14 protein-coding genes and 1 pseudogene are annotated in these 18,844 nt (G+C 58.2%); 12 read left to right on the top strand and 3 right to left on the bottom strand.

What is annotated here, in order from left to right; genetic code table 11:
• Positions 1–497: 497 nt before the first annotated feature.
• Positions 498–1,058, top strand: a complete 561-nt coding sequence (locus PO860_RS12840) for a hypothetical protein (RefSeq protein ID WP_275037845.1) — start codon at positions 498–500, stop codon at positions 1,056–1,058.
• 437 nt (positions 1,059–1,495) lie between these two features.
• On the opposite strand, the gene PO860_RS12835 is transcribed toward PO860_RS12840, so the two are convergent.
• Positions 1,496–1,687 (bottom strand): hypothetical protein, encoded by a 192-nt coding sequence (locus tag PO860_RS12835; protein WP_126908128.1) that lies wholly within the window; start codon positions 1,685–1,687, stop codon positions 1,496–1,498.
• Positions 1,688–1,724: 37 nt separating this feature from the next.
• Here PO860_RS12835 and PO860_RS12830 point away from each other — a divergent pair, with 37 nt between their 5' ends.
• From PO860_RS12830 to PO860_RS12790, 9 genes and pseudogenes are all read left to right on the top strand, one after another.
• Entirely contained in the window at positions 1,725–4,361 is a 2,637-nt protein-coding gene (locus tag PO860_RS12830) for a hypothetical protein (protein WP_275037844.1), read from the top strand.
• 123 nt (positions 4,362–4,484) lie between these two features.
• Positions 4,485–6,488, top strand: coding sequence for a site-specific integrase (locus PO860_RS12825; protein WP_275037843.1), 2,004 nt, complete (start codon positions 4,485–4,487; stop codon positions 6,486–6,488).
• Positions 6,485–6,997, top strand: a complete 513-nt coding sequence (locus tag PO860_RS12820; protein WP_275037842.1) for a hypothetical protein — start codon at positions 6,485–6,487, stop codon at positions 6,995–6,997. Before PO860_RS12825 ends, PO860_RS12820 begins: the two co-directional genes overlap by 4 nt.
• A 3-nt stretch (positions 6,998–7,000) precedes the next feature.
• Positions 7,001–8,692 carry a site-specific integrase gene (locus PO860_RS12815; RefSeq protein ID WP_275037841.1) on the top strand — a complete coding sequence of 564 codons (1,692 nt, stop codon included), beginning with the start codon at positions 7,001–7,003 and terminating at the stop codon, positions 8,690–8,692.
• A 799-nt stretch (positions 8,693–9,491) separates the two neighbouring features.
• A pseudogene (gene thyA / locus PO860_RS12810) lies at positions 9,492–9,770 on the top strand (thymidylate synthase); the annotation flags it as partial.
• A 13-nt stretch (positions 9,771–9,783) separates the two neighbouring features.
• A complete protein-coding gene (locus PO860_RS12805; RefSeq protein ID WP_183606700.1) occupies positions 9,784–10,302 on the top strand; it encodes a dihydrofolate reductase in 519 nt (172 codons plus the stop codon).
• 149 nt (positions 10,303–10,451) lie between these two features.
• Positions 10,452–11,528: an FtsH protease activity modulator HflK gene (gene hflK / locus PO860_RS12800; RefSeq protein WP_183606701.1), complete on the top strand. Its 1,077-nt coding sequence runs from the start codon at positions 10,452–10,454 to the stop codon at positions 11,526–11,528.
• Positions 11,529–11,531: 3 nt separating this feature from the next.
• Positions 11,532–12,488, top strand: coding sequence for a protease modulator HflC (hflC, locus tag PO860_RS12795; protein ID WP_183606702.1), 957 nt, complete (start codon positions 11,532–11,534; stop codon positions 12,486–12,488).
• A 224-nt stretch (positions 12,489–12,712) separates the two neighbouring features.
• Entirely contained in the window at positions 12,713–14,416 is a 1,704-nt protein-coding gene (locus PO860_RS12790; RefSeq protein ID WP_183606703.1) for a DegQ family serine endoprotease, read from the top strand.
• Between the two features lie 350 nt (positions 14,417–14,766).
• On the opposite strand, the gene serB is transcribed toward PO860_RS12790, so the two are convergent.
• Positions 14,767–15,657 (bottom strand): phosphoserine phosphatase SerB, encoded by an 891-nt coding sequence (serB, locus tag PO860_RS12785; RefSeq protein ID WP_183606704.1) that lies wholly within the window; start codon positions 15,655–15,657, stop codon positions 14,767–14,769.
• Between serB and miaA the strand changes: the two genes are divergently transcribed.
• Positions 15,656–16,552 (top strand): tRNA (adenosine(37)-N6)-dimethylallyltransferase MiaA, encoded by an 897-nt coding sequence (miaA, locus tag PO860_RS12780; RefSeq protein ID WP_183606705.1) that lies wholly within the window; start codon positions 15,656–15,658, stop codon positions 16,550–16,552. The genes serB and miaA overlap by 2 nt on opposite strands.
• On the opposite strand, the gene pdxR is transcribed toward miaA, so the two are convergent.
• Complete coding sequence (gene pdxR, locus PO860_RS12775) at positions 16,549–18,057, bottom strand: MocR-like pyridoxine biosynthesis transcription factor PdxR (protein ID WP_275037840.1); 1,509 nt, start codon at positions 18,055–18,057, stop codon at positions 16,549–16,551. The two genes, miaA and pdxR, sit on opposite strands and share 4 nt — an antisense overlap.
• A 162-nt stretch (positions 18,058–18,219) precedes the next feature.
• Here pdxR and PO860_RS12770 point away from each other — a divergent pair, with 162 nt between their 5' ends.
• A complete protein-coding gene (locus tag PO860_RS12770; protein ID WP_183606708.1) occupies positions 18,220–18,834 on the top strand; it encodes a LysE family translocator in 615 nt (204 codons plus the stop codon).
• The last annotated feature ends 10 nt before the right edge of the window (positions 18,835–18,844 follow it).

Genomic DNA, 18,844 nt, shown 5'->3' with positions numbered 1-18,844 from the left:
TGTAGCGCGTGCGGCCGGTGACAAACCGGGTTTCGGTCATCTTGCCAATGGGTGGCGAAGGAACGCGATGAGCGTAACCGGGAGAGTTCTGAAATCGATACTCTGGAAGGATGCGGGAACGACAAGCGGCTTACCGGCCCGCTAGGAGGGGTATTGGAGATCTACTCGAGGGCAAGTGGAGGAGAGACCCTTCACATAACCCAAGACAACGGACCGCCACAGGAGGGCTGGGGGATCGACGGGCTGAAAGTCATCCTGACAACGCTGAAGCATCGGGACGTCGACGCGGTCCTGCGACTATATTCGCACATCGAGGACACCCTGTTGGGTGACTACGACCTTCGTGCTGACTTAACTGCGACTGACATCGTTAATCTGCGGTTCCATGTTAGCGGCCAGGTTTACTACTTTTGGAACCGTTTAGATTACTACGATGGTGAAGTTCTTCCAAATCAACGCCGTGAAAACCCGAGGAGGCGGCGGAGGCGGATGTCGATTTGCAGGGCCTGACTGCCATCGAGGCAGAACTAAAGGTCGTTGATCACATGCAAGCTGTTTTCCAACGGACCCAAAGACGCATGAGCGAATTTGGGCTTGGATCGAGTTTTCAAATGATCGTTGATACTTGGAACCAAGCGGCTGAGACATGTGACTTCCATGCCTTTATCGACGCTCTCGGAAGCGCGTTTCCTGCGTTGTTGAGAGCAATCGCGGCCACGCATCCCACGGTCCATGTCGACGACGACCTTTCGATCATCTCAGACGAAAACTTGCTTCTGAAATTGGCGATACAAGGTCGTAGGACCGACAATGAGGTAGGGTGGAACGCTGGTGAAGCCTTCGCCTATCTGATTGGCGATCTGGAAGACCTTCACAGGTTCGAGCTGGCCGAAAACCTTGTGACTACGCATGTCTGTCAGAGTTTCGAGGGCACTGAAGAATACAGGGAGCCCATCCAATTCTGGAGTTTCATTTTTGAGTTCGACAACTTCCTAACGGGGCTTATAGACTGCGTTGTGCAGTTTGGAAGTGCTAAGCGAAAATCGGCCACCGTGTGAGACAAGCCATTCGGCCAGCGGGCAAGGGCCACGTCAACTTCGAAAACTTCTCATGGTGCTTGGGGCTGCGCCGGTCCACAGATGTTGGCTAGAAGAGATCGTTCAACAGGCCTAGAGCCGCTCATTAATACCGGCACCATAGGCGCATCCTTCCAATAATTGATGTCTATAATTCAAAACCTTCGCGCAACTGATGGTGTCTTCATTTAGACGTCTTCTTTGTACTTCGAAGTCTTTAATTTAATTCTACGGACAAGGCGATTAAATTGAAGACTCCAGGATTCTTTACTCTAATGGTCGCGGTAGATTTTTCGATAATTTAAATTTTTAACAAATTTTTAAGCAATTGTACTCAGCCTTTATCGGGAGGCTGCAACGTGAAACCGGATGCTTGTACGGGCTCACATCGGCCTCGGTCTTCATACTGACTGATGAGGTTAAGAATGCGCAGCAAGGTTCTGAATGATGTCGCGGCACTCGATCAGGCGCTCAGGGCGGACCTGCGAGCTGGTTGCGTAGTCCACCGACACGGTAAAATCCTGCGACAACACTACCTGCAGTGCTTGCCGTGCCACCCATTTCACGCCCTTAGGAACCGCGAGATAGCGGAGGTTATCGAGCGGTACCAAGCGTTGTTCGCCGACATAGCGAAAACCGGCCGCGACTATGTCGATTGAAATCGCGCGGAGATCTATGTTGGAGGCGATGTTGCGCGAGGACCTGGCGGCGGGATGTCTGCCGAGGGGGCCGGGGGGGCGGATTGCTCGTAAACATTACGCAGATCGGCTTGGCATAACGAAGAGCGCGATGTCGTTCTACTCGGAGGTTTTCGACCAATATGATCAACTCGCAGGACGCTTGGACCCGGAAGAAAAGATTATCGCGCATGTGCAGGAACGTTCCAGGGAATTGATCGCAAACGGCGAGCTTGAACTTGTCAACGGGAATGTCTCCCGGACCCAGTTGCTGGGATCGCTCCCAGTCTACGCAACGTCGCTACAACGTAGGCGTCCTCGGCTTAAAAAGACATTTGAGCAATTGGACGCCCATGTCCGCTCAATCGGATATGTGCAGGATGCCTCGCGTGCGCTACTTGCCAAGCTCCAGACGGCGTTGAGCTCCGGTGTCTATGACAACCTCGAAACAGGCAAACTGCACTATCGAGCCCTCCACGCTCATCTGGGAAGCTCCGGGCATAACTTGGCATTTCCTTACGCCCTGCGTCCGTTGATCAAACAACACGAGGCAAGCCTTCGTACTCGTATTGAGAGCGATCCCCTAGTAAGGGTGCGGCATGGAAAGCCTTATTCAATCCGCCCACTCGTTGAATATGGTTGGCCTGAAGAAACGCTCGAATTGCTTCTTGATAGCTTTGTGGCAGCATTCGAGGACAATCAAAAGAGAAAATTCAGTCAGAATTTTAACGCGCTCATTCTTGTTCTGACCCTAATCGCATCGAACCAATCCGCTTTCTGCAGAGATTTGATGCGCTTTATTGTTGATCGAACCCCGAACGCGAGGATCGGTGGTTCTGTCGAACCCTTCGTGTCTTTACTCGAAACCCATCTTTATCGTTCGGATTGGTCTGAATCCAATCGTAACCACTGGATAGATGCATCCAACGCCGTTCTAGCTCTGTGGGATCGCGTTAGCATTCTACCGGTTAGTCAGCGGCTAAAGCGGAGTAAGGAGCGGAGGTCGAGATCGCGACCCACCATCGTTGAACTTTCTTCCAGCTCTGCACTCACGAGGGTAAATGCTGAAGAGCAGCAGGCCAGGCTTGACGGCCTGATGGCTTTTGCAGCCGACAGATTCAACCTTAGTGACGCTGACGTTGCAGCGCATTTCGACAAAGAGGGTGCCGCAGCGTTTTTTGAAACGCTCAGGGTTGAGTTTCCGCGGATACCCGCAGAGATCGCAGATGACCCCGTACAGTCCATACTTTATGTCGTAAACATCCGAGAGGCTGCACTCGTAGAACACTTCGTTGCGGAATTCGAGAAGTGGAGCGCGATTTTCGAACGCGGCCAGGATCTGTGGCGAGACGGCGTCGATCCAGACTCCTATTGGAACGACGACCTTTGGGGCCCCGAAGGACGGAAACTTGTAAGCAGGATTTTTCCGAACGACAAGTCGAGATGGGATTACACACTGGCTAACGTCCTTCGGCTTGTGAAGGAAAAGTTCGGTGGCATTGTTCCTACCTCAACTCATCCAGACCGCAGGATTTGCAGTTTCTTTGTTAAGCGATGCAGATTTCTAGGTGGCAGGGGCTTCTTGATGGCGCATTTGTTCCCTCACAAGAACCTCATCGGCTCAGCGATCTCGTTGTACCTCATTGAATCCGGTGCGAACATCGCCGTCGGTCGGACCTTAAAGCCGATGTGCATCCATGAAAGCGATCAGGTTGGTTATAAAATCGTTATCGGGAACAAGAGTAAGGCGAGGCACAAGCCGATCGTCATATACTTAGAGGACGACGGCGGTGCCGTGACCGCCATGTCGTGGCTCCGGGACAAGCGCTCGCAATTCCTGGATGATGACAAGGGTGTAAGTCGCGACTTCTTCTTTCTTCGGGAAAAGGGAGAGGCGATTCAACCAGTCAGCGAGAATTGGTATTTGGACTGGTTCAAGGATCAAACCGGAAACCTTGAATTTTTTCAATCCCGCAACGTGGTGGCGGTCCCCAGCAGCCTTCGCCCAACCACGATGATGAAAGCGGTGTTGGATCACAACGGGAAGACACGTTACGCGATAACGCTCGCACAACATACCGAGAGTGTTTCGCCGTCATACTATGTCCGTCTTCCAATTCTGTTTCTCCACGAGGAGGAACATCGACACTATTGCAGGATTTTGGAGACGATTTCTCTTCACCGGCTTCCCGATGGCCGCGCGTTCATCGGTGTCAACGAAGCAGAGTATGCGGAACGGTTGGAAGAATTCGAGCCAACTGGATTCGGGACTCGGTGCCGTGACTGCCTCGACCATCCCAGATCACCCGGAAAAACCTGTGAAAGCTTCGATTGTTGGGACTGCGATAACGCAATACTTATAGCCGAGCCTGAGGAAATTGCGCCTCTGATTCAGTGGGGGGAGGCACTTGCTGCCGCCGAAGGCGATTGGATGGCAGACCATCCCGAGCGCTGGCAGACCTACTTTGCAGGATGGCGAGAATTCATCGTCTTCGTCGAGGAAACGATGCAGCAGCCTCATCTGGTTGATATTTGGGACGCCGCCCGTGAGCTTGCCGCCCGGAATATGGCCGATCCCATTTACAGAGCATATCACCCGTGGAGCTAACATGAACTTTCCCCGAAATGTCTCCAGGCCGCAACCTTTTCTACCGCCATACCGGGCAATAGGTGCCTGCTGCCCGGGAGATCGGTCGATCGATACTCCTAGTCACCCTGAGGCGCTGACCGCATGATCGCTATTTTTCGGAAGCCACAACTGCCAGAGTATGTTTTCGACGAGAAAGGCGAGTATTGGCTACTCTCGGACTACGAAGAAAACCGTTGGTGGGTCAGCGAGGATGACAGCGAAGTCACCGCCGAGCTCGATTTCCATTTTCCAATGGCCAATGGTAGATGCCTGACGGAGACTCCACGGCTCTTAGCAGCGGCGAAGGAGCTGACCAGGCTCATACGTAGACGCTCCACTCGCAAAATGTCGGTTAGACAGCACAAGGAGCATCACGGAAACATCCTCGTTTTGCTCCACGCCATTAGTACCTTCCGGATCAGATCCCTCGCGGAGCTTCAGTATCACGAGGTCATGCAATTGATCGGTCGGATGCGTGCCGGGACAGATGGCCTTTTACAAAGCGGACAGCGCATTGATGCGCACCTGGCACAGTTCCATAGCAAGGAGCAACTGCCGACCATTCCGTACGACAAGAATGGGGGGCTGAAGATTGACCGTGTGGCAGTTTTAAACGCATGCCACCTCCCACTGACAGTTCTGACATCTCCGCTGGTTGCTCGTGCTTTTAGGCGCGTCGAAAAAACCTTTGGAATGACGCGACACAAGGTATATTCAAGCGAGTCGAGTGTCGTTGTCACGCAGCCAACGGCCAACAAATTTGCAGTGCTGCTCCGCGCGATGTACCAGTACCGGGGTCAGATGCGATGCGAAGCGCTTCTTTTCGATCCCCTGGTTGGGGAGGAGGCTAACGCGCTCATCCGGACGGGCAAGGCAGTTGAGACGACTCCCATCCCTCCCGAGCATCTGACGTTCGGCTTGCTGGAACGAGCAACTAAGCTCTTGGTCGAGGAGGGAGGTGATATCGTCTCCCGCCATTGCGCGATGTCGAACTCTACCACAAGCGTCCGCGGGCAGGAGTCGTTGCGCTCCAGTCAGACCAGTATTCAACGCCTTTCGCTCGCATGTTTCATCATAATCGCAAGCTTCACAGGGAGACGTCTGTCGGAAATCCTTCTGTTGCTCCGAAACTGTCTTGCAGGCAATGACGGGCGGGGGTGGTGGCTGCAGAGCGTCATCCTCAAGAAGGGGTCACCCCATTACGCCTGGATACCCGTGCCACGACTGGTTGCCCGTTCTATCCAGCTACTCCATCGGGTTGGAACGCATCTGACTGCGGCGACTGAAACAGACCTGTTGTTCAGTTGTCACGATTTTTACCTGGGGCGACAGGTGAAGCTTCGTCCGCACCTCTTCCTGAACAAGTTCGCCGCAGATGAGGGGCTGGCAAACTACAAGACCGAGACAGGAGAGGATGGGGTTTGGCACTGGCAAACCCGCCAGTTCCGACGCTTCTTCGCCGTTATATTTTTGTACAGGTTCGGAGGAAGCCTGGAAGCCCTCAGCCACGCTCTTCGGCATGACAACCTCGATATCACGAGAGGTTACCTTTCCCTTGATGGCAATTTGGCAAGCATCTACCGCGCCGAGGTATACCGGTTTAAGCGGAAGGTCATGTCAGACATCGCAAATGACAACGGCGGCTACTTTGGTCCGGTCGCCAAGCGACTAAAGCGATATTGCGAGCATGTGCGGCGTGTCCTCGCCAAACGAATTACAATCATGACGCCCGACGAAGTCGATCTCATGATCAAATATGCCGACCGCCAGCTAATGGCGATCCGGCCGAAGCCATGGGTTACGTGTACCTGCGCGGACACAATCGAGGCGACAAAGACCGCAAAATGTCACGAGCAGCCCACCAAAACAAAAGTCGGGCCTGCACTCGAGAACGGCGGGCCGAACACGTGCGGCGGCAAAGGCTGTTCCTATGCGCTTATGAACGCAGCCAATCAAAACTATTTGCAGAAGCGAGCGGAAGCAGAGGGCGATCCAGGTGCGGGAGAGCCGAAGAACCTTTTTGAGGTTTTCAAGAGGTTAAATTTCGCAACCGTGGAGCGACTAGCTAATGCGGGAAATGCAAAGAGAATTGGAGGGGGTGAATGAGCGACTATGATAACTACCCGACCGTTGCTGAGCGCGTTGCAATGAAGCTCGCGCTGTTGCGCAAGTGGACAGCGGAAGGAAAAGTGCCTGATGGTTTTTCGTGCCCTTCCAGTCTCGCCAAGGCACGAACCTGGGACGACCCGGAGAACGGAATTTTTTCGATTGGCTCCAAACGCGATTGGAACACGGTGAACTCGCCTCATCGAAGCTCGATCGTGGCAATAGCCAAGTTGATTGGTCCGCTCTCGGTGCGGGCCGCCAAAAAAGCTTCGAAACGCCGTTCCGACAAGATCAGGATCGGTGATTTGGAGGACCTACTGCAGGCCACTGAGGCAGCGCGGGAAGACGCCACGACCCAGTGGCAAGAACTCTCCCAGAAATTGGCCTCAAAAGAGCTGGAACTAACGGCGGCTACGGCTGAGCGTACGTTTCTCAAGAGTCAACTTGACAGCGCCAAGTCAGAAATTCGCGAGCTAAAGCGTCGTGTTTTTAACATACGAGAGGTTTGATAAATGCGGTCATTGTCCAACCAAGCAAAGGGCGCATCCTATCTCAAGCGATTGATTGAACTCCGTGAAGCGTCCGAAGCGGCAGGCACAACCGTGGAGAACGGGTCGCGGGTAAGAAGGTCGTGGCTCGTCACTTCACTTGGTTGCTCTGACGAGCTTATTAGTTCGAACCATAAAATCCGTCGGGCTGTACTCGACTGGGACAACGTGGTTGCGGAGAGGCGACGAATTGCCGTCACAATTGCCGGTGAAATTGCAGATGTCAGGCCCGGAGTGGATGACTCAAACGTTATCGCCATCTCGCGGAAGCCTAAACCGTCGAAACCTCTCCACGGAAAAATTCGATGGAATGTGATCCGAGACGCGGCTGGGAATGAACATAAAGTCCCAATCCTTATCGATGGGACAAAAATCGACGAACATCCGTCGAATTGGTTCAGGTATCTCACAATCGTTAAAGGGTACGACGCCTCGTCCGTCGAGGTCGCCCTGAATGTCTACCGACCATTCAAAGAATTCATTCGCAAACATGGCTTTGATGAGCTCGGAGTGACTGACGAGGTGTTCCTTCTTTGGAAGCATTCTCTGTTGAGCAAGGTCGAACCGAACAGGGTGAATACCTGCCTCTCGACGATCCATTCCTACTACAGGTACCTTGAAGAGACTAGAATTGTCCGGTTTCGAGTCCAAATCTATGAAGCCGACGACCTGCCGACGGAGTTCAAACCTCCATACGTGTTCCCAATCACAAGCAAACGGGTGATCCGAAAATCCGAGCTCGGCATTGAGACGCGTAGCTGGACGACGCCCTACGGAGTTCCGGGCACCACTGCCTCGCGGTCGACGCCTACCAACGAGCATACAAAAAAAGTGCATGCTCGGACAAGGACGCAGAAGCATGGCGTGCGCAACAGCATACTGCTGTCCTTGGCTGAAACCACGGGAGGGCGGATCAGTGAGCTGCTGCAAATCAAGCTATCGCAACTTCCCGACCCAGCTCGTTTGGCGGAGATAATCCAAACAGGTCAGCCGTATCAGGTGTTTGTCAAGAGAAAGCGGCGCGGAAAAAAGGAAATGCCGCTCGTTTTGTCAAAATACGTCCTCATCAGAATTGTGAGTTACGTTGAGAAGGAGCGGAAGGAAATCGTCAAGCGGTTCCCCAAAACTGCAGGAAAAAGCGATTACCTTTTTCTAGGTGATAGGGGTAACGACCTTCTAGCTGATTCCGCTACACATATCGTTCTGGAGTTGTTCTTTGGCATTCTTGCAGAAGCGGGAATACATAGACTGCGCAGTAAATTTGCCGTCGATCGACTCGAAACCTTGATTTCCGGTGCTCTGGAAAAAGGCGTTGACGTCGGTCCGAATTCCAATTGGGTCGAACAATTCCTCCAGATCGTGTCGGAGGAAATGGGGCAGGCGTCTATTCTGTCTTTGAGGCCCTATCTGCCATTGGTGTTCGGACGAAAATTGGCGACGACGCAGGCAGCCCAGCTTCGAGAACAGGAGCAGCGTGCTATTGAGATCGAACGGCTCCTCGCGGATCAAGAACGGCGCATCCAGAGGCAGATGGAGGTATTCCGCCTAATGCCTTCGCTGGAAGAGGCGGCTAGACTTATCGCCGAGAACAACAGGCTTGATGCCAGAGACTGCCTTCTTGGCTTGGCCAACCAGCTCGCCGCTGCAGAAGCTTAGACGTGTTTCTGGATGAGCGAACAGTTCCAATTACCACACTATGGTTGGAGGACAGCCGGAGCGTCGAGAGTAAAGGCCGGCCATGTTCGTGCCTGTGGTTACTGTCAGGAAGAACTTGGACGCTATCAGGTTTATCTCTGCCACGACGCCGTAGCCAACGTCGTGAATGTGGATCGGACGTGCGCGGAGCGGCTCACTGGTGAACCGGATTGGGTTGATCGAGACATCCGGGAGGCTCAATATCTGTGGCGTATAACGGCAACTTGGTCCCGCCGAAAATGGAAAAGGTCTTCAAGAGGGAACGCGTTCATTAACGTGTCGGGCTACAATGTGACGATCTTCGAGAAGGGACGGAGGTTCGGTCTGATGATTCGCAACACTCAGACCAAGCAAAGGCAAGTAGGGCGAATGTTCTATCCGACTGTTGAGGCAGCGAAACGTGGTGCTTTGAACGCAATTCTCTGGGCTCGTACGCGGCTTTGAATAACGGCGGCACGCTGAAGAGGACGGCTTGACTAAGGCGCTTTGAAATCATGGGGATCTTTCCATAATCCAGTTGGAGAAGAGTGGCGTCTCCGATACGGAAGATGTTGTGGGATGCCTTGTGATGTTGATTGACCTGTGAGCAAGCCCGACCTCTGGTCGGGTCCTAGCCGGCCTACGGCCGGGGTGAGGTCAGAAACATGCCAAGGCTATTCTCATATTGCTGTGGAGTGAGCCTATGAATAGCCTTGGCCACGAAGCCTTTCACCAGGACAGATGTACGAGGGTACCGAAATTGCGATTCAAGTGTCATAGCGGAAAACCGTTCAACATCGCTTCCTATGCGCTACTGACGATGATGGTGGCGGAGGTGACCGGGCTGAAGCCTGGCGATTTCGTCCACACGCTGGGCGATGCCCACCTCTATCACAACCATTTCGACCAGGCGAAGCTGCAGCTGGCACGCCGGCCGAAGCCGCTGCCCTTCATGCGCATCAACCCGGATGTGAAGGACATTTTCGGCTTCACCTTCGACGATTTCGAGCTGATCGGCTACGAGGCCGATGCCAGTATCAAAGCGCCGATCGCCGTCTGATCCGGGACATTTCATGGCCAACATCCGCAGGACCATCATCGCCGCCGTTGCCCGCAACGGCATCATCGGCCGCGACGGCGACATGCCCTGGCGGCTTTCGAGCGATCTCAAGCGCTTCAAGGCGCTGACATTGGGCAAGCCTGTCGTGATGGGCCGCAAGACCTACGACTCGATTGGCAAGCCGCTGCCGGGGCGGCCGAACGTCGTCATCTCCAGGCAAGCGACGATAGACCACCCGGATGTGCAGATGGCGCATTCGCTGCCCGAGGCGATGACGGCGGCCGAAAGGCTAGCGCGCGAAACCGGCGTCGACGAGATCTGCATTATCGGCGGCGGGCAGGTCTATACGCAGGCGATCGGCCTTGCCGACCGGATGTGCATCACGCATGTCGAGGCCGATCTCGATGGGGACGCTTCGTTCCCGGCGATCGATCCAGACATCTGGCGGGCAGGGGAGTCTATCGCGGTTCCGGCCGGCGAGAAGGACACCTATCCCACGCGCTTCGTCGTCTATGAACGCCGACACGCCTGAAAATGAACTATTTTCCAATTAAATTGACCAAGTTTCTCACGTTGCGTTGAAAGCCGATGCGGCGATACCTATAACGGTCACCAACGCATCCACCGGTCAGCCCCCACGGTTCCGGATGTGTGGAAGACTTAACGAACAACGAGGTTTTGATGCCCTGGAGCAATCAGAATGGCGGCGGCGGCCCTTGGGGCGGCGGCGGCGGTAATAATCAGGGACCATGGGGCCAGGGGCCGAACCGCCCGCGCGGCGGCAAGGGCGGACCGCCCGACCTGGAAGACATTATCCGGCGCGGACAGGACCAACTGCGCAATATCGTTCCCGGCGGTTTTAACGGCGGCGTGGCGGTGATCGTCGCGGCGATTGTCGCCGTCTTCTGGCTGATCCAGTGCGTCTACGTGGTGCAGCCGGATGAGCGGGGCGTCGAACTGCGGTTCGGCAAACCGAAGGAAGAGATCTCGATGCCCGGCCTGCATTTCCATTTCTGGCCGATGGAAAGCGTCGAGACGGTCAAGGTGACCGTGCAACAGCTGAATATCGGAGCGACCTCGGCATCGTCTTCGAACGGCCTGATGCTTTCAAGCGACAAGAGCGTCATCAATGTGCAGTTCGCCGTCTTCTACACGGTCAGTGACCCGAAGGCCTATCTCTTCAACGTCGAAAATCCGGCAGAGACCCTGCAGCAGGTTTCCGACAGCGCGATGCGCGAGATCGTCGGGCGGCGTCCGGCGCAGGACGCCTTCCGCAGCAATCGCCAGCCGATCGAAGTTGATGTGCTCAACATCCTACAGGACACGATGAACCGCTATGGAGCAGGTGTGACCGTCACCGGCGTGACGATCCAGAACGTGGCGCCGCCGCGGGAAGTCGCCGATGCCTTCGAAGAAGTGCAGCGTGCCGGCCGGGACCGCGACAGCACGATTGAAGAGGCCAATCGCTACACCAACCAGAAACTCGGTCAGGCGCGCGGCGATGCGGCGCGAATCCGTGAAGATGCAGCCGCCTACAAGGACCGTGTCGTGAAGGAAGCGGAAGGCGAAGCGCAGCGCTTCACTGCGATCAATGACGAATATTTCAAGGCGCCGGAGGTGACCCGCAAGCGGTTGTACCTCGAAACGATGGAGCAGGTGCTGAAGAACTCGAAGAAGGTCATCATCGACGAGAAGCAGGGCGTGTTGCCCTATCTGCCGCTCAACGAGCTCGGCAAGCCCGCGCAGCAGGGAGGCTGATCCATGACGTCGAACAGACTTCCCATCATTCTCCTCATCCTCGCCATCGTGCTGGTCGGGCTCTATTCGTCCATCTTCGTGGTGAATGCACGCGAGCAGGCCATCGTCGTCCGCTTCGGGCAGATCCAGACGGTCAAGACCGAACCCGGCATTTATTTCAAGCTGCCTTTCGGCTTCATGGATGCCGACCGCGTTCAACTGGTCGAAAAGCAGGCGCTGAGGCTCGATCTCGACAATATCCGCGTTCAGGTCCAGGACGGCCAGACCTTCGACGTCGATGCTTTCGTGATCTACAACATCTCGGATGTTCGCCGCTTCCGCGAAACGGTATCGGGCGACCGCGAGGCCGCGGAAGCGCGGTTGAGAGCGCAGCTTGATTCATCGCTTCGCCGCGTCTACGGCCTGCGTGACTACAATGCGGCGCTTTCGGAAGAGCGTGTCGCGATGATGCTGGAGATTCGCGACGATCTGCGCACAGATGCCGAAAATCTCGGTCTGCATATCGATGACGTTCGCATCCGCCGCACCGACCTTTCGCCCGAGGTTGCGCCAAACACCTATAATGCCATGCGTTCGGAACGCCTTGCCGAGGCCGAGCGCATCCGTGCCGAGGGCAATGAGGAAGGCCAGCGGCGTCGAGCCGTCGCCGACCGTCAGGTTGTGGAGCTGACCGCAGGGGCGCAACGCGATGCGGAGATCCTTCGAGGCCAGGGCGACGCGGAACGCAACCGCGTCTTCGCCGAAGTCTTCAGCAAGGATCCGGCCTTCTTCGAGTTCTATCGCTCGATGGCGGCCTATTCCTCCGCTCTCTCGTCGCAGGACACGACACTGGTGCTTTCGCCGAATTCGGAATTCTTCCGCTATTTCGACAATGCTGCCGGCACCCTGCAGCCGTCGCCCGCAAATCCGGCCGCACCGGCTGCGGCTGTTCCCGCAGCCCCCGCCCAGCCGGCGAACTGACCGTAACGGATATCAATCGCATGCCCAATCATGGAAGGGCCGGCCCGAGTGCCGGCCCTTTTTTCGCGGGATGCCCTTTTTTTCGTGGGATGATTGAGATGATCCGGCTTTTGCGAGGCCAAGTCACATTGCACGGGGATTTCGCGAAAAGGTGATTTCGCCCTCCATCATTCCGCCTTATGCTGGTGCTCAATGTGCGCATTTACCCCTTATGAGGAAGCTTGATGGCCCCCACGAATCGCTCGCCCTTCAGACGAACGCTCGCGCTTATGGCCAGCGCTGCAATTCTTGCGCATGCCGGCATGAACGGGGTAGCCTTTGCTCAAATCGCGCCTCAGACGACCGCTCCCGGGGTTGTTGCACCTGTTCCGGCTACTCCCGCACCCACGCAGCCCACACCCGCCGCACCACAGCAGACCGCGCCGATCCAGGCTGTCGCGCCCAACAACGGTCCGGCTTCGGTTGCCGATCTCGCCGAGGGACTGCTCGACGCCGTGGTCAACATCTCGACCTCGCAGAATGTGAAGGACGACGAGGGCGCAGGCCCGGCGCCCCGCGCGCCCGACGGCTCGCCGTTCCAGGAATTCTTCAACGATTTCTTCAACAAGCAGCAGGGCAACAAGGGCGGCAACCACAATGTCAGCTCGCTCGGCTCCGGCTTTGTCATTGATCCCACCGGTTATATCGTCACCAACAACCACGTGATCGAAGGCGCCGACGACATCGAGATCAATTTCGCCAATGGTTCGAAGCTCAAGGCGAAGCTGATCGGCACGGATACGAAAACCGATCTTTCGGTCCTGAAGGTCGAGCCGAAGGCGCCGCTGAAATTCGTGAAATTCGGCGATTCCAGCACGATGCGCATTGGCGACTGGGTGATGGCGATCGGCAATCCGTTCGGCTTCGGCGGTTCGGTGACGGTCGGCATCATTTCCGGGCGCGGCCGCAACATCAATGCCGGCCCCTACGACAACTTCATCCAGACGGATGCGGCGATCAACAAGGGCAATTCCGGCGGCCCGCTCTTCAACATGAAGGGTGAGGTGATCGGCATCAACACGGCGATCATTTCGCCGAGCGGCGGCTCGATCGGCATTGGTTTCTCGGTGCCTTCGGAGCTTGCCTCCGGCGTCGTCGACCAGTTGCGTGAATATGGCGAGACGCGGCGCGGCTGGCTCGGCGTGCGTATCCAGCCGGTGACTGACGATATCGCCGACAGCCTCGGGCTCGACAGCGCCAAGGGCGCGCTGGTGGCCGGCGTCATCAAGGGCGGACCGGTCGACGACGGCTCGATCAAGGCGGGCGACGTCATCCTCAAATTCGATGGCAAGACCGTCAGCGAAATGCGCGACCTGCCGCGCGTCGTGGCGGAAAGCACGGTCGGTAAGGAAGTCGACGTGGTGGTGCTGCGCGACGGCAAGGAGCAGACCGTCAAGGTGAAGCTTGGCCGGCTGGAGGACAGCGATCAGGCGGCTGCATCCGGCGATGGTTCGCAGGATGACGGTGTGATCACGCCGGATCCCGGCGAGGACAACGACATGGATCAGCCCGACAGCGGCGATCAGGCCCAGCCCGCACCTGATGCACCCGACCAGCACAAGGGCCAGGTGGCGCCGGATGCGGCCACGCCGAAGAACGTGCTCGGGCTGTCGCTGTCGCTGTTGAGCGCCGAGACGCGCAAGGCTTTCGGCATCGCCGAGAGCGTCGACGGCGTCGTCGTGACAGAGGTGACGCCCGGCTCGGCCTCGGCCGAAAAGGGGCTGAAGCCCGGCGACGTGATCGTCGAGGTGGCGCAGGAGTTCATGAAGTCGCCGGATGCGGTCGCCGCCAAGGTGCAGGCGCTGAAACAGGAAGGCCGCCGCAACGCCCAACTGATGATCGCATCGGCGAATGGCGATCTGCGATTTGTGGCTGTGCCGATGGAATAGGGGAGCTACGGCGGTAGTGAATTAGCCGCCGTAGTCTCCAACTCTCCTCATTCCCTTCCTCGGGCTTTGCCCGAGGGATGTCACAGGAATCCAGTGCGCCCAAGTCCTTGGGCCCAGAAGACTCTTCTCTCCTGACATAAGTCACTCACCGCGCGGACGCGCGGTGAGTGGATTCCTGTGACGAGCACAGGAATGAGGGCGGAGAGAGTGTGCCGGGCGGCCTTTCGAAACGAGGCCTTTGGCGTAGCGGTCCGGAGGTGACAGGCCATTTGCCGGGTTTACGGAGGTTGCCCTTCCGCGCGAGCCACCAGCGATCATCCCCGATTTCAGGAATGTCGCCGGTATCGCCGTCAAGGCGTCACGAAATCCGTCTTCCGGTAGCCCTGGATATAGAGCAGGGCGGTCAAGTCGCTGTGGTTGATGCGCATCTCAGCCTCGGCGGCGACGGCGGGCTTGGCGTGGAGGGCGACGCCGGAGCCGGCGAGGTGCAGCATGCCGAGGTCGTTGGCGCCGTCGCCGACGGCGATCGCTTCTTCCGGCGAAATGCCGAGGCGAGCCGAAATTTCGTTCAGCGCATCGACCTTCGCCTGCTTGCCGAGGATCGGTTCGGCGACGAAGCCAGAGAGAATGCCGCCGTCTTCGAGCAGGGTGTTGGCGCGGTTCTCATCAAAGCCGAGGGTGGCGGCGATGCGGCTGGTGAAGATGGTGAAGCCGCCGGAGACGAGGGCGGTGTAATGGCCTCTCGACTTCATGGTGGCGATCAGCTCCGGGCCGCCCGCAGTCAGTGTGATGCGCTTGGCGATCACTTCGTCGACGACCGATAGCGGCAGCCCCTTCAGCAGGGCGACACGCTCACGCAGGGCAGGCTCGAAGGCGATCTCGCCATTCATGGCGCGGGCGGTGATGGTCGCGACCTTCTCCTTCAGGCCGACTTCGGCAGCCAATTCGTCGATGCATTCCTGGCCGATCATCGTCGAATCCATGTCGGCGATCAGCAGCTTCTTGCGGCGGGTCTCCTGCTCCTGGATGACGAGGTCGATCGGCGCGCTTGCTATGACAGCAAGGATATTGGCCTCGGCCGCCTGCGCATCCGTGCCGTCGCGCAGCGCGATGTCGCAGGCGATGCCGTCGGCCAGCCAATAGAGGCCGGAAGCCTTGACCGCCCCGGCCGCCTGTTCGGCGATCTTGGGTGACAGCACGGGATTTGACGGATTGGCAACAAGCGTGGCAACGAGGGCCATGATGGAAAACCTTCTGAGCACAGTGAACGCGATCCTGATAACCGGGCCGACCGCCAGCGGCAAGTCCGCGCTCGCCGTCGAATTGGCCAAGCGCCATGGCGGTGCGGTCGTCAACGCCGACAGCATGCAGGTCTACGACACGCTGCGGATACTGACAGCGCGTCCGTCGGAAGAGGAGATGCAGGGCGTGCCGCATCACCTCTACGGCCACGTGCCGGCGGGTACGGCCTATTCCACCGGCGCCTGGCTGCGCGATGTCTCGGTGCTGTTGCCGATGCTCAAGGCTGAAGGGCGGCTGCCGGTCGTCGTCGGCGGCACGGGGCTCTATTTCAAAGCGCTGATCGGCGGCCTCTCCGATATGCCCGAGATACCGGAGGCGCTGCGGGAGGAACTCAGGGCGCGGCTGCTCAAGGAGGGGGCGGACGGGCTCTATGCGGAGCTGACTGAAGCCGATCCCGCCACGGCGGCAAGCCTCAACCGCCAGGACGGACAGCGCATCGTTCGGGCGCTTGAAGTGGTGAAGGCGACGGGGCGGTCGATCGCCGACTTCCAGGGCCGGGCGGGAGCGGTGGCGATCGATGCTGCCGAGGCTCGCAAGATCGTCGTGCTGCCGGACCGGGCGGTGCTCCATCAGCGCATCAACGGGCGTTTCGAAAAGATGCTGCAGCAAGGCGCGGAAGATGAGGTGAGGGCGCTGCTGGCGCGCGACCTGCCGGCCGAGGCGCCTGTGATGAAGGCAATCGGCGTGGCGCAGATCGCGGCCATGCTGAAGGGCGAGATGGAGCGCGACGAGGTGCTGGAGAAGGGCGCTGCGGCGACGCGGCAATATGCCAAACGGCAAATGACCTGGTTCCGCAACCAGATGGACGATAGCTGGGAACGGCTGGTGGTTTAGGCATCAGGCCCGGCGCGGGCTTTCGCTCCAGACATCTGCAAGCTCAGCAGTTTGACGAGTTCGCCGACCGCCGCCTGCAGCTGGTCCGGCAGAAATCCGCCGAAACCCAGCATCAGGCCCGGGCGCGCCGGCTGCGCGGCATACATCGGGGAGATCGCCCGCACGGCGAGGCCGGCCGACAGGGCGCGTGCTGCGAGTTGCAGGTCGTCGACCTCCTCGGGCAGCCACAGAAGAATATGCATGCCCTGGTCGCTCGGCTGAACGTGGCAGCTCTCCGGCAAGGCTCGTTCGAGCGCTGAGAGCAGGACAGCGCGGCGTTCGGCGTAGAGACCGCGGATGCGCCGGATATGCGCTTCGAAATAACCTTCCCGCATATAGGCCGCCAGAACGTGCTGTTCTGTGATTGGCGAATGCCGGTCGAGAATGGCGCGGGCGCCGGCAAAGGCTTCTGCGAGCGGCGGAGGGGCGATGATGTAGCCGAGGCGCAGGGAGGGAAAGAGCACTTTGCTGAAGGTGCCGAGATAGACGACGCGTGACGGACACAACCCTTGCATCGAGGGAAACGGGTGTCCGGCATAACGCAGTTCGCTGTCGTAATCGTCCTCGACGATCCAGGCGCGATTCTGGTCTGCCCAGGCGATCAAGGCATTGCGCCTGGCCATGCTGAGCGGCATGCCGATCGGATATTGATGCGAAGGGGTGACGAATGCGGCGCGCGCCTGCGGACATAGCTCGCGGCCGCGTTCCACGTTCATTCCCTGTGCATCGACCGGCAGGCGGTGCGTCCGGACGCCGAGATCGTCAAGCACGGCGGTCAGGCCGGGATAGGCCGGGTCCTCGGCCCATACCGGATCGTCACGCGAGAGAAGGACCCGGCCCGCCATATAGAGGCCTTGCTGGGTGCCTGATGTGACGATGACCTGTTCCGGCTCGCAATGAACGGCCCGCGCGCGCCTGATGTGATCGGCAATGGCAAGCCTGAGCTCGAGCAGACCCATCGGGTCGTGGTAACCCGAAGGTGCGGCCTGTCGCGACGCGCGCACGCGGTTGCCGAGACGGCGCCAGTTGTCGTCGGGCGCAATGCCACAAGCCGGGACAGCGATGGCGAAGGGAATGGGCGGGTGCGGGGTGAGCGCACGGGCGATGGCGATCAGCCGGGCGGCCTGGGAAGGCAGATCGACAGCATCCGCGCTTGGCGGCACTGCCGCCGCCGGCGGGGGCGCAGGCATTGCGTCGATCAGATCGGCGGCAACACGGGTTCCGGCTCCGACCCGCGCTTCGAGATAGCCTTCAGCGGTCAACTGATCGAATACCTCGACAACGGTGCCGCGCGCGATCTTAAGCGAAGCCGCAAGGCTGCGCGTCGAAGGAAGGCGTTCGCCTGGCCTCAGCTCACTGCAGGCGATTGCGTTCCGCAGGGCCTGCGCAAGCTGGCGGCCGACATTGGCCGTTCGGTCGATCGCGTTCAGCGATGGTATCTCGATGATGCTGCGCCGTTTGGACATCGCAAAATGGTCTATTGAAATTCTTCAAAATGGCGCTTCATGATGGGCCAATTTTCGAGGAAAAGGAAGTGGATCGGCGGCTTCCAGATGGCGCATTCTTCGTCTTCGTCTTCGTCTTCGGGATCGTGCCGTGCGCGGGCGCAAACTTTTGGAAACACGCAAATGCAGGATCTTCTTGTCGTCTATATCGCCTACGCAATCGCTGCAGGCAGTCCCGGACCAAGCAATATGGCGATCATGAACGTGGCGATGCGACAAGGGCGTCGACCGGCGCTCGTCCTTGCTGCCGGGGTCATAACGATGTCGACATGCTGGGGGCTGGTCGCTGTCACCGGCATTTCCACACTCCTGGTCCGCTATGCCCATGCGCTGCTGTTCCTCAAAGTCGCAGGCGGGCTTTACCTCCTCTGGCTCGCCTGGAGGGCGGCCCGCTCGGCAACCGCCCCGGACGGGCCGGCAGGTGAGGTCGTCCGGCCTGCCGCGCAACTCGGCGCGCTCTATCGTCGCGGTATTCTGATGCATCTCGGCAACCCGAAGGCGGTTCTGGCCTGGGTCGCGATCATGTCGCTCGGCCTCAAGCCCGGCGCTTCGCCCGAAATGGCGGTCACGGCGTTCGGCGGCTGCGTGCTTCTCGGGATCTCGATATTTGCCGGCTATGCCGTGCTCTTCTCGACGGCCCCGATGGTGCGCGGCTACGCCCGTGCGCGGCGGTGGATCGAGGGAAGCCTCGCCGTCTTCTTCGCTGGCGCCGGATCGCGCTTGCTGTTCTCACATTGACCGATTTTTC

Origin of the sequence: Rhizobium binxianense (genome assembly GCF_028994275.1) — a bacterium.
Taxonomy (GTDB): Bacteria; Pseudomonadota; Alphaproteobacteria; order Rhizobiales; family Rhizobiaceae; genus Rhizobium; species Rhizobium binxianense.
Note: the sequence above shows the minus strand (reverse complement) of the source record. Positions and strands in the feature narration are given on the sequence as shown.

Bases quoted from the DNA above. Each gene is read 5' to 3' on its own strand.
- hflK (WP_183606701.1), top strand. From the start codon at position 10,452: ATGCCCTGGAGCAATCAGAATGGCGGCGGCGGCCCTTGGGGCGGCGGC.
- miaA (WP_183606705.1), top strand. From the start codon at position 15,656: ATGATGGAAAACCTTCTGAGCACAGTGAACGCGATCCTGATAACCGGG.
- serB (WP_183606704.1), bottom strand. From the start codon at position 15,657: ATGGCCCTCGTTGCCACGCTTGTTGCCAATCCGTCAAATCCCGTGCTG.
- PO860_RS12815 (WP_275037841.1), top strand. From the start codon at position 7,001: ATGCGGTCATTGTCCAACCAAGCAAAGGGCGCATCCTATCTCAAGCGA.
- PO860_RS12805 (WP_183606700.1), top strand. From the start codon at position 9,784: ATGGCCAACATCCGCAGGACCATCATCGCCGCCGTTGCCCGCAACGGC.
- pdxR (WP_275037840.1), bottom strand. From the start codon at position 18,057: ATGTCCAAACGGCGCAGCATCATCGAGATACCATCGCTGAACGCGATC.
- PO860_RS12825 (WP_275037843.1), top strand. From the start codon at position 4,485: ATGATCGCTATTTTTCGGAAGCCACAACTGCCAGAGTATGTTTTCGAC.
- PO860_RS12830 (WP_275037844.1), top strand. From the start codon at position 1,725: ATGTCGATTGAAATCGCGCGGAGATCTATGTTGGAGGCGATGTTGCGC.
- hflC (WP_183606702.1), top strand. From the start codon at position 11,532: ATGACGTCGAACAGACTTCCCATCATTCTCCTCATCCTCGCCATCGTG.
- PO860_RS12770 (WP_183606708.1), top strand. From the start codon at position 18,220: ATGCAGGATCTTCTTGTCGTCTATATCGCCTACGCAATCGCTGCAGGC.
- PO860_RS12820 (WP_275037842.1), top strand. From the start codon at position 6,485: ATGAGCGACTATGATAACTACCCGACCGTTGCTGAGCGCGTTGCAATG.
- PO860_RS12790 (WP_183606703.1), top strand. From the start codon at position 12,713: ATGGCCCCCACGAATCGCTCGCCCTTCAGACGAACGCTCGCGCTTATG.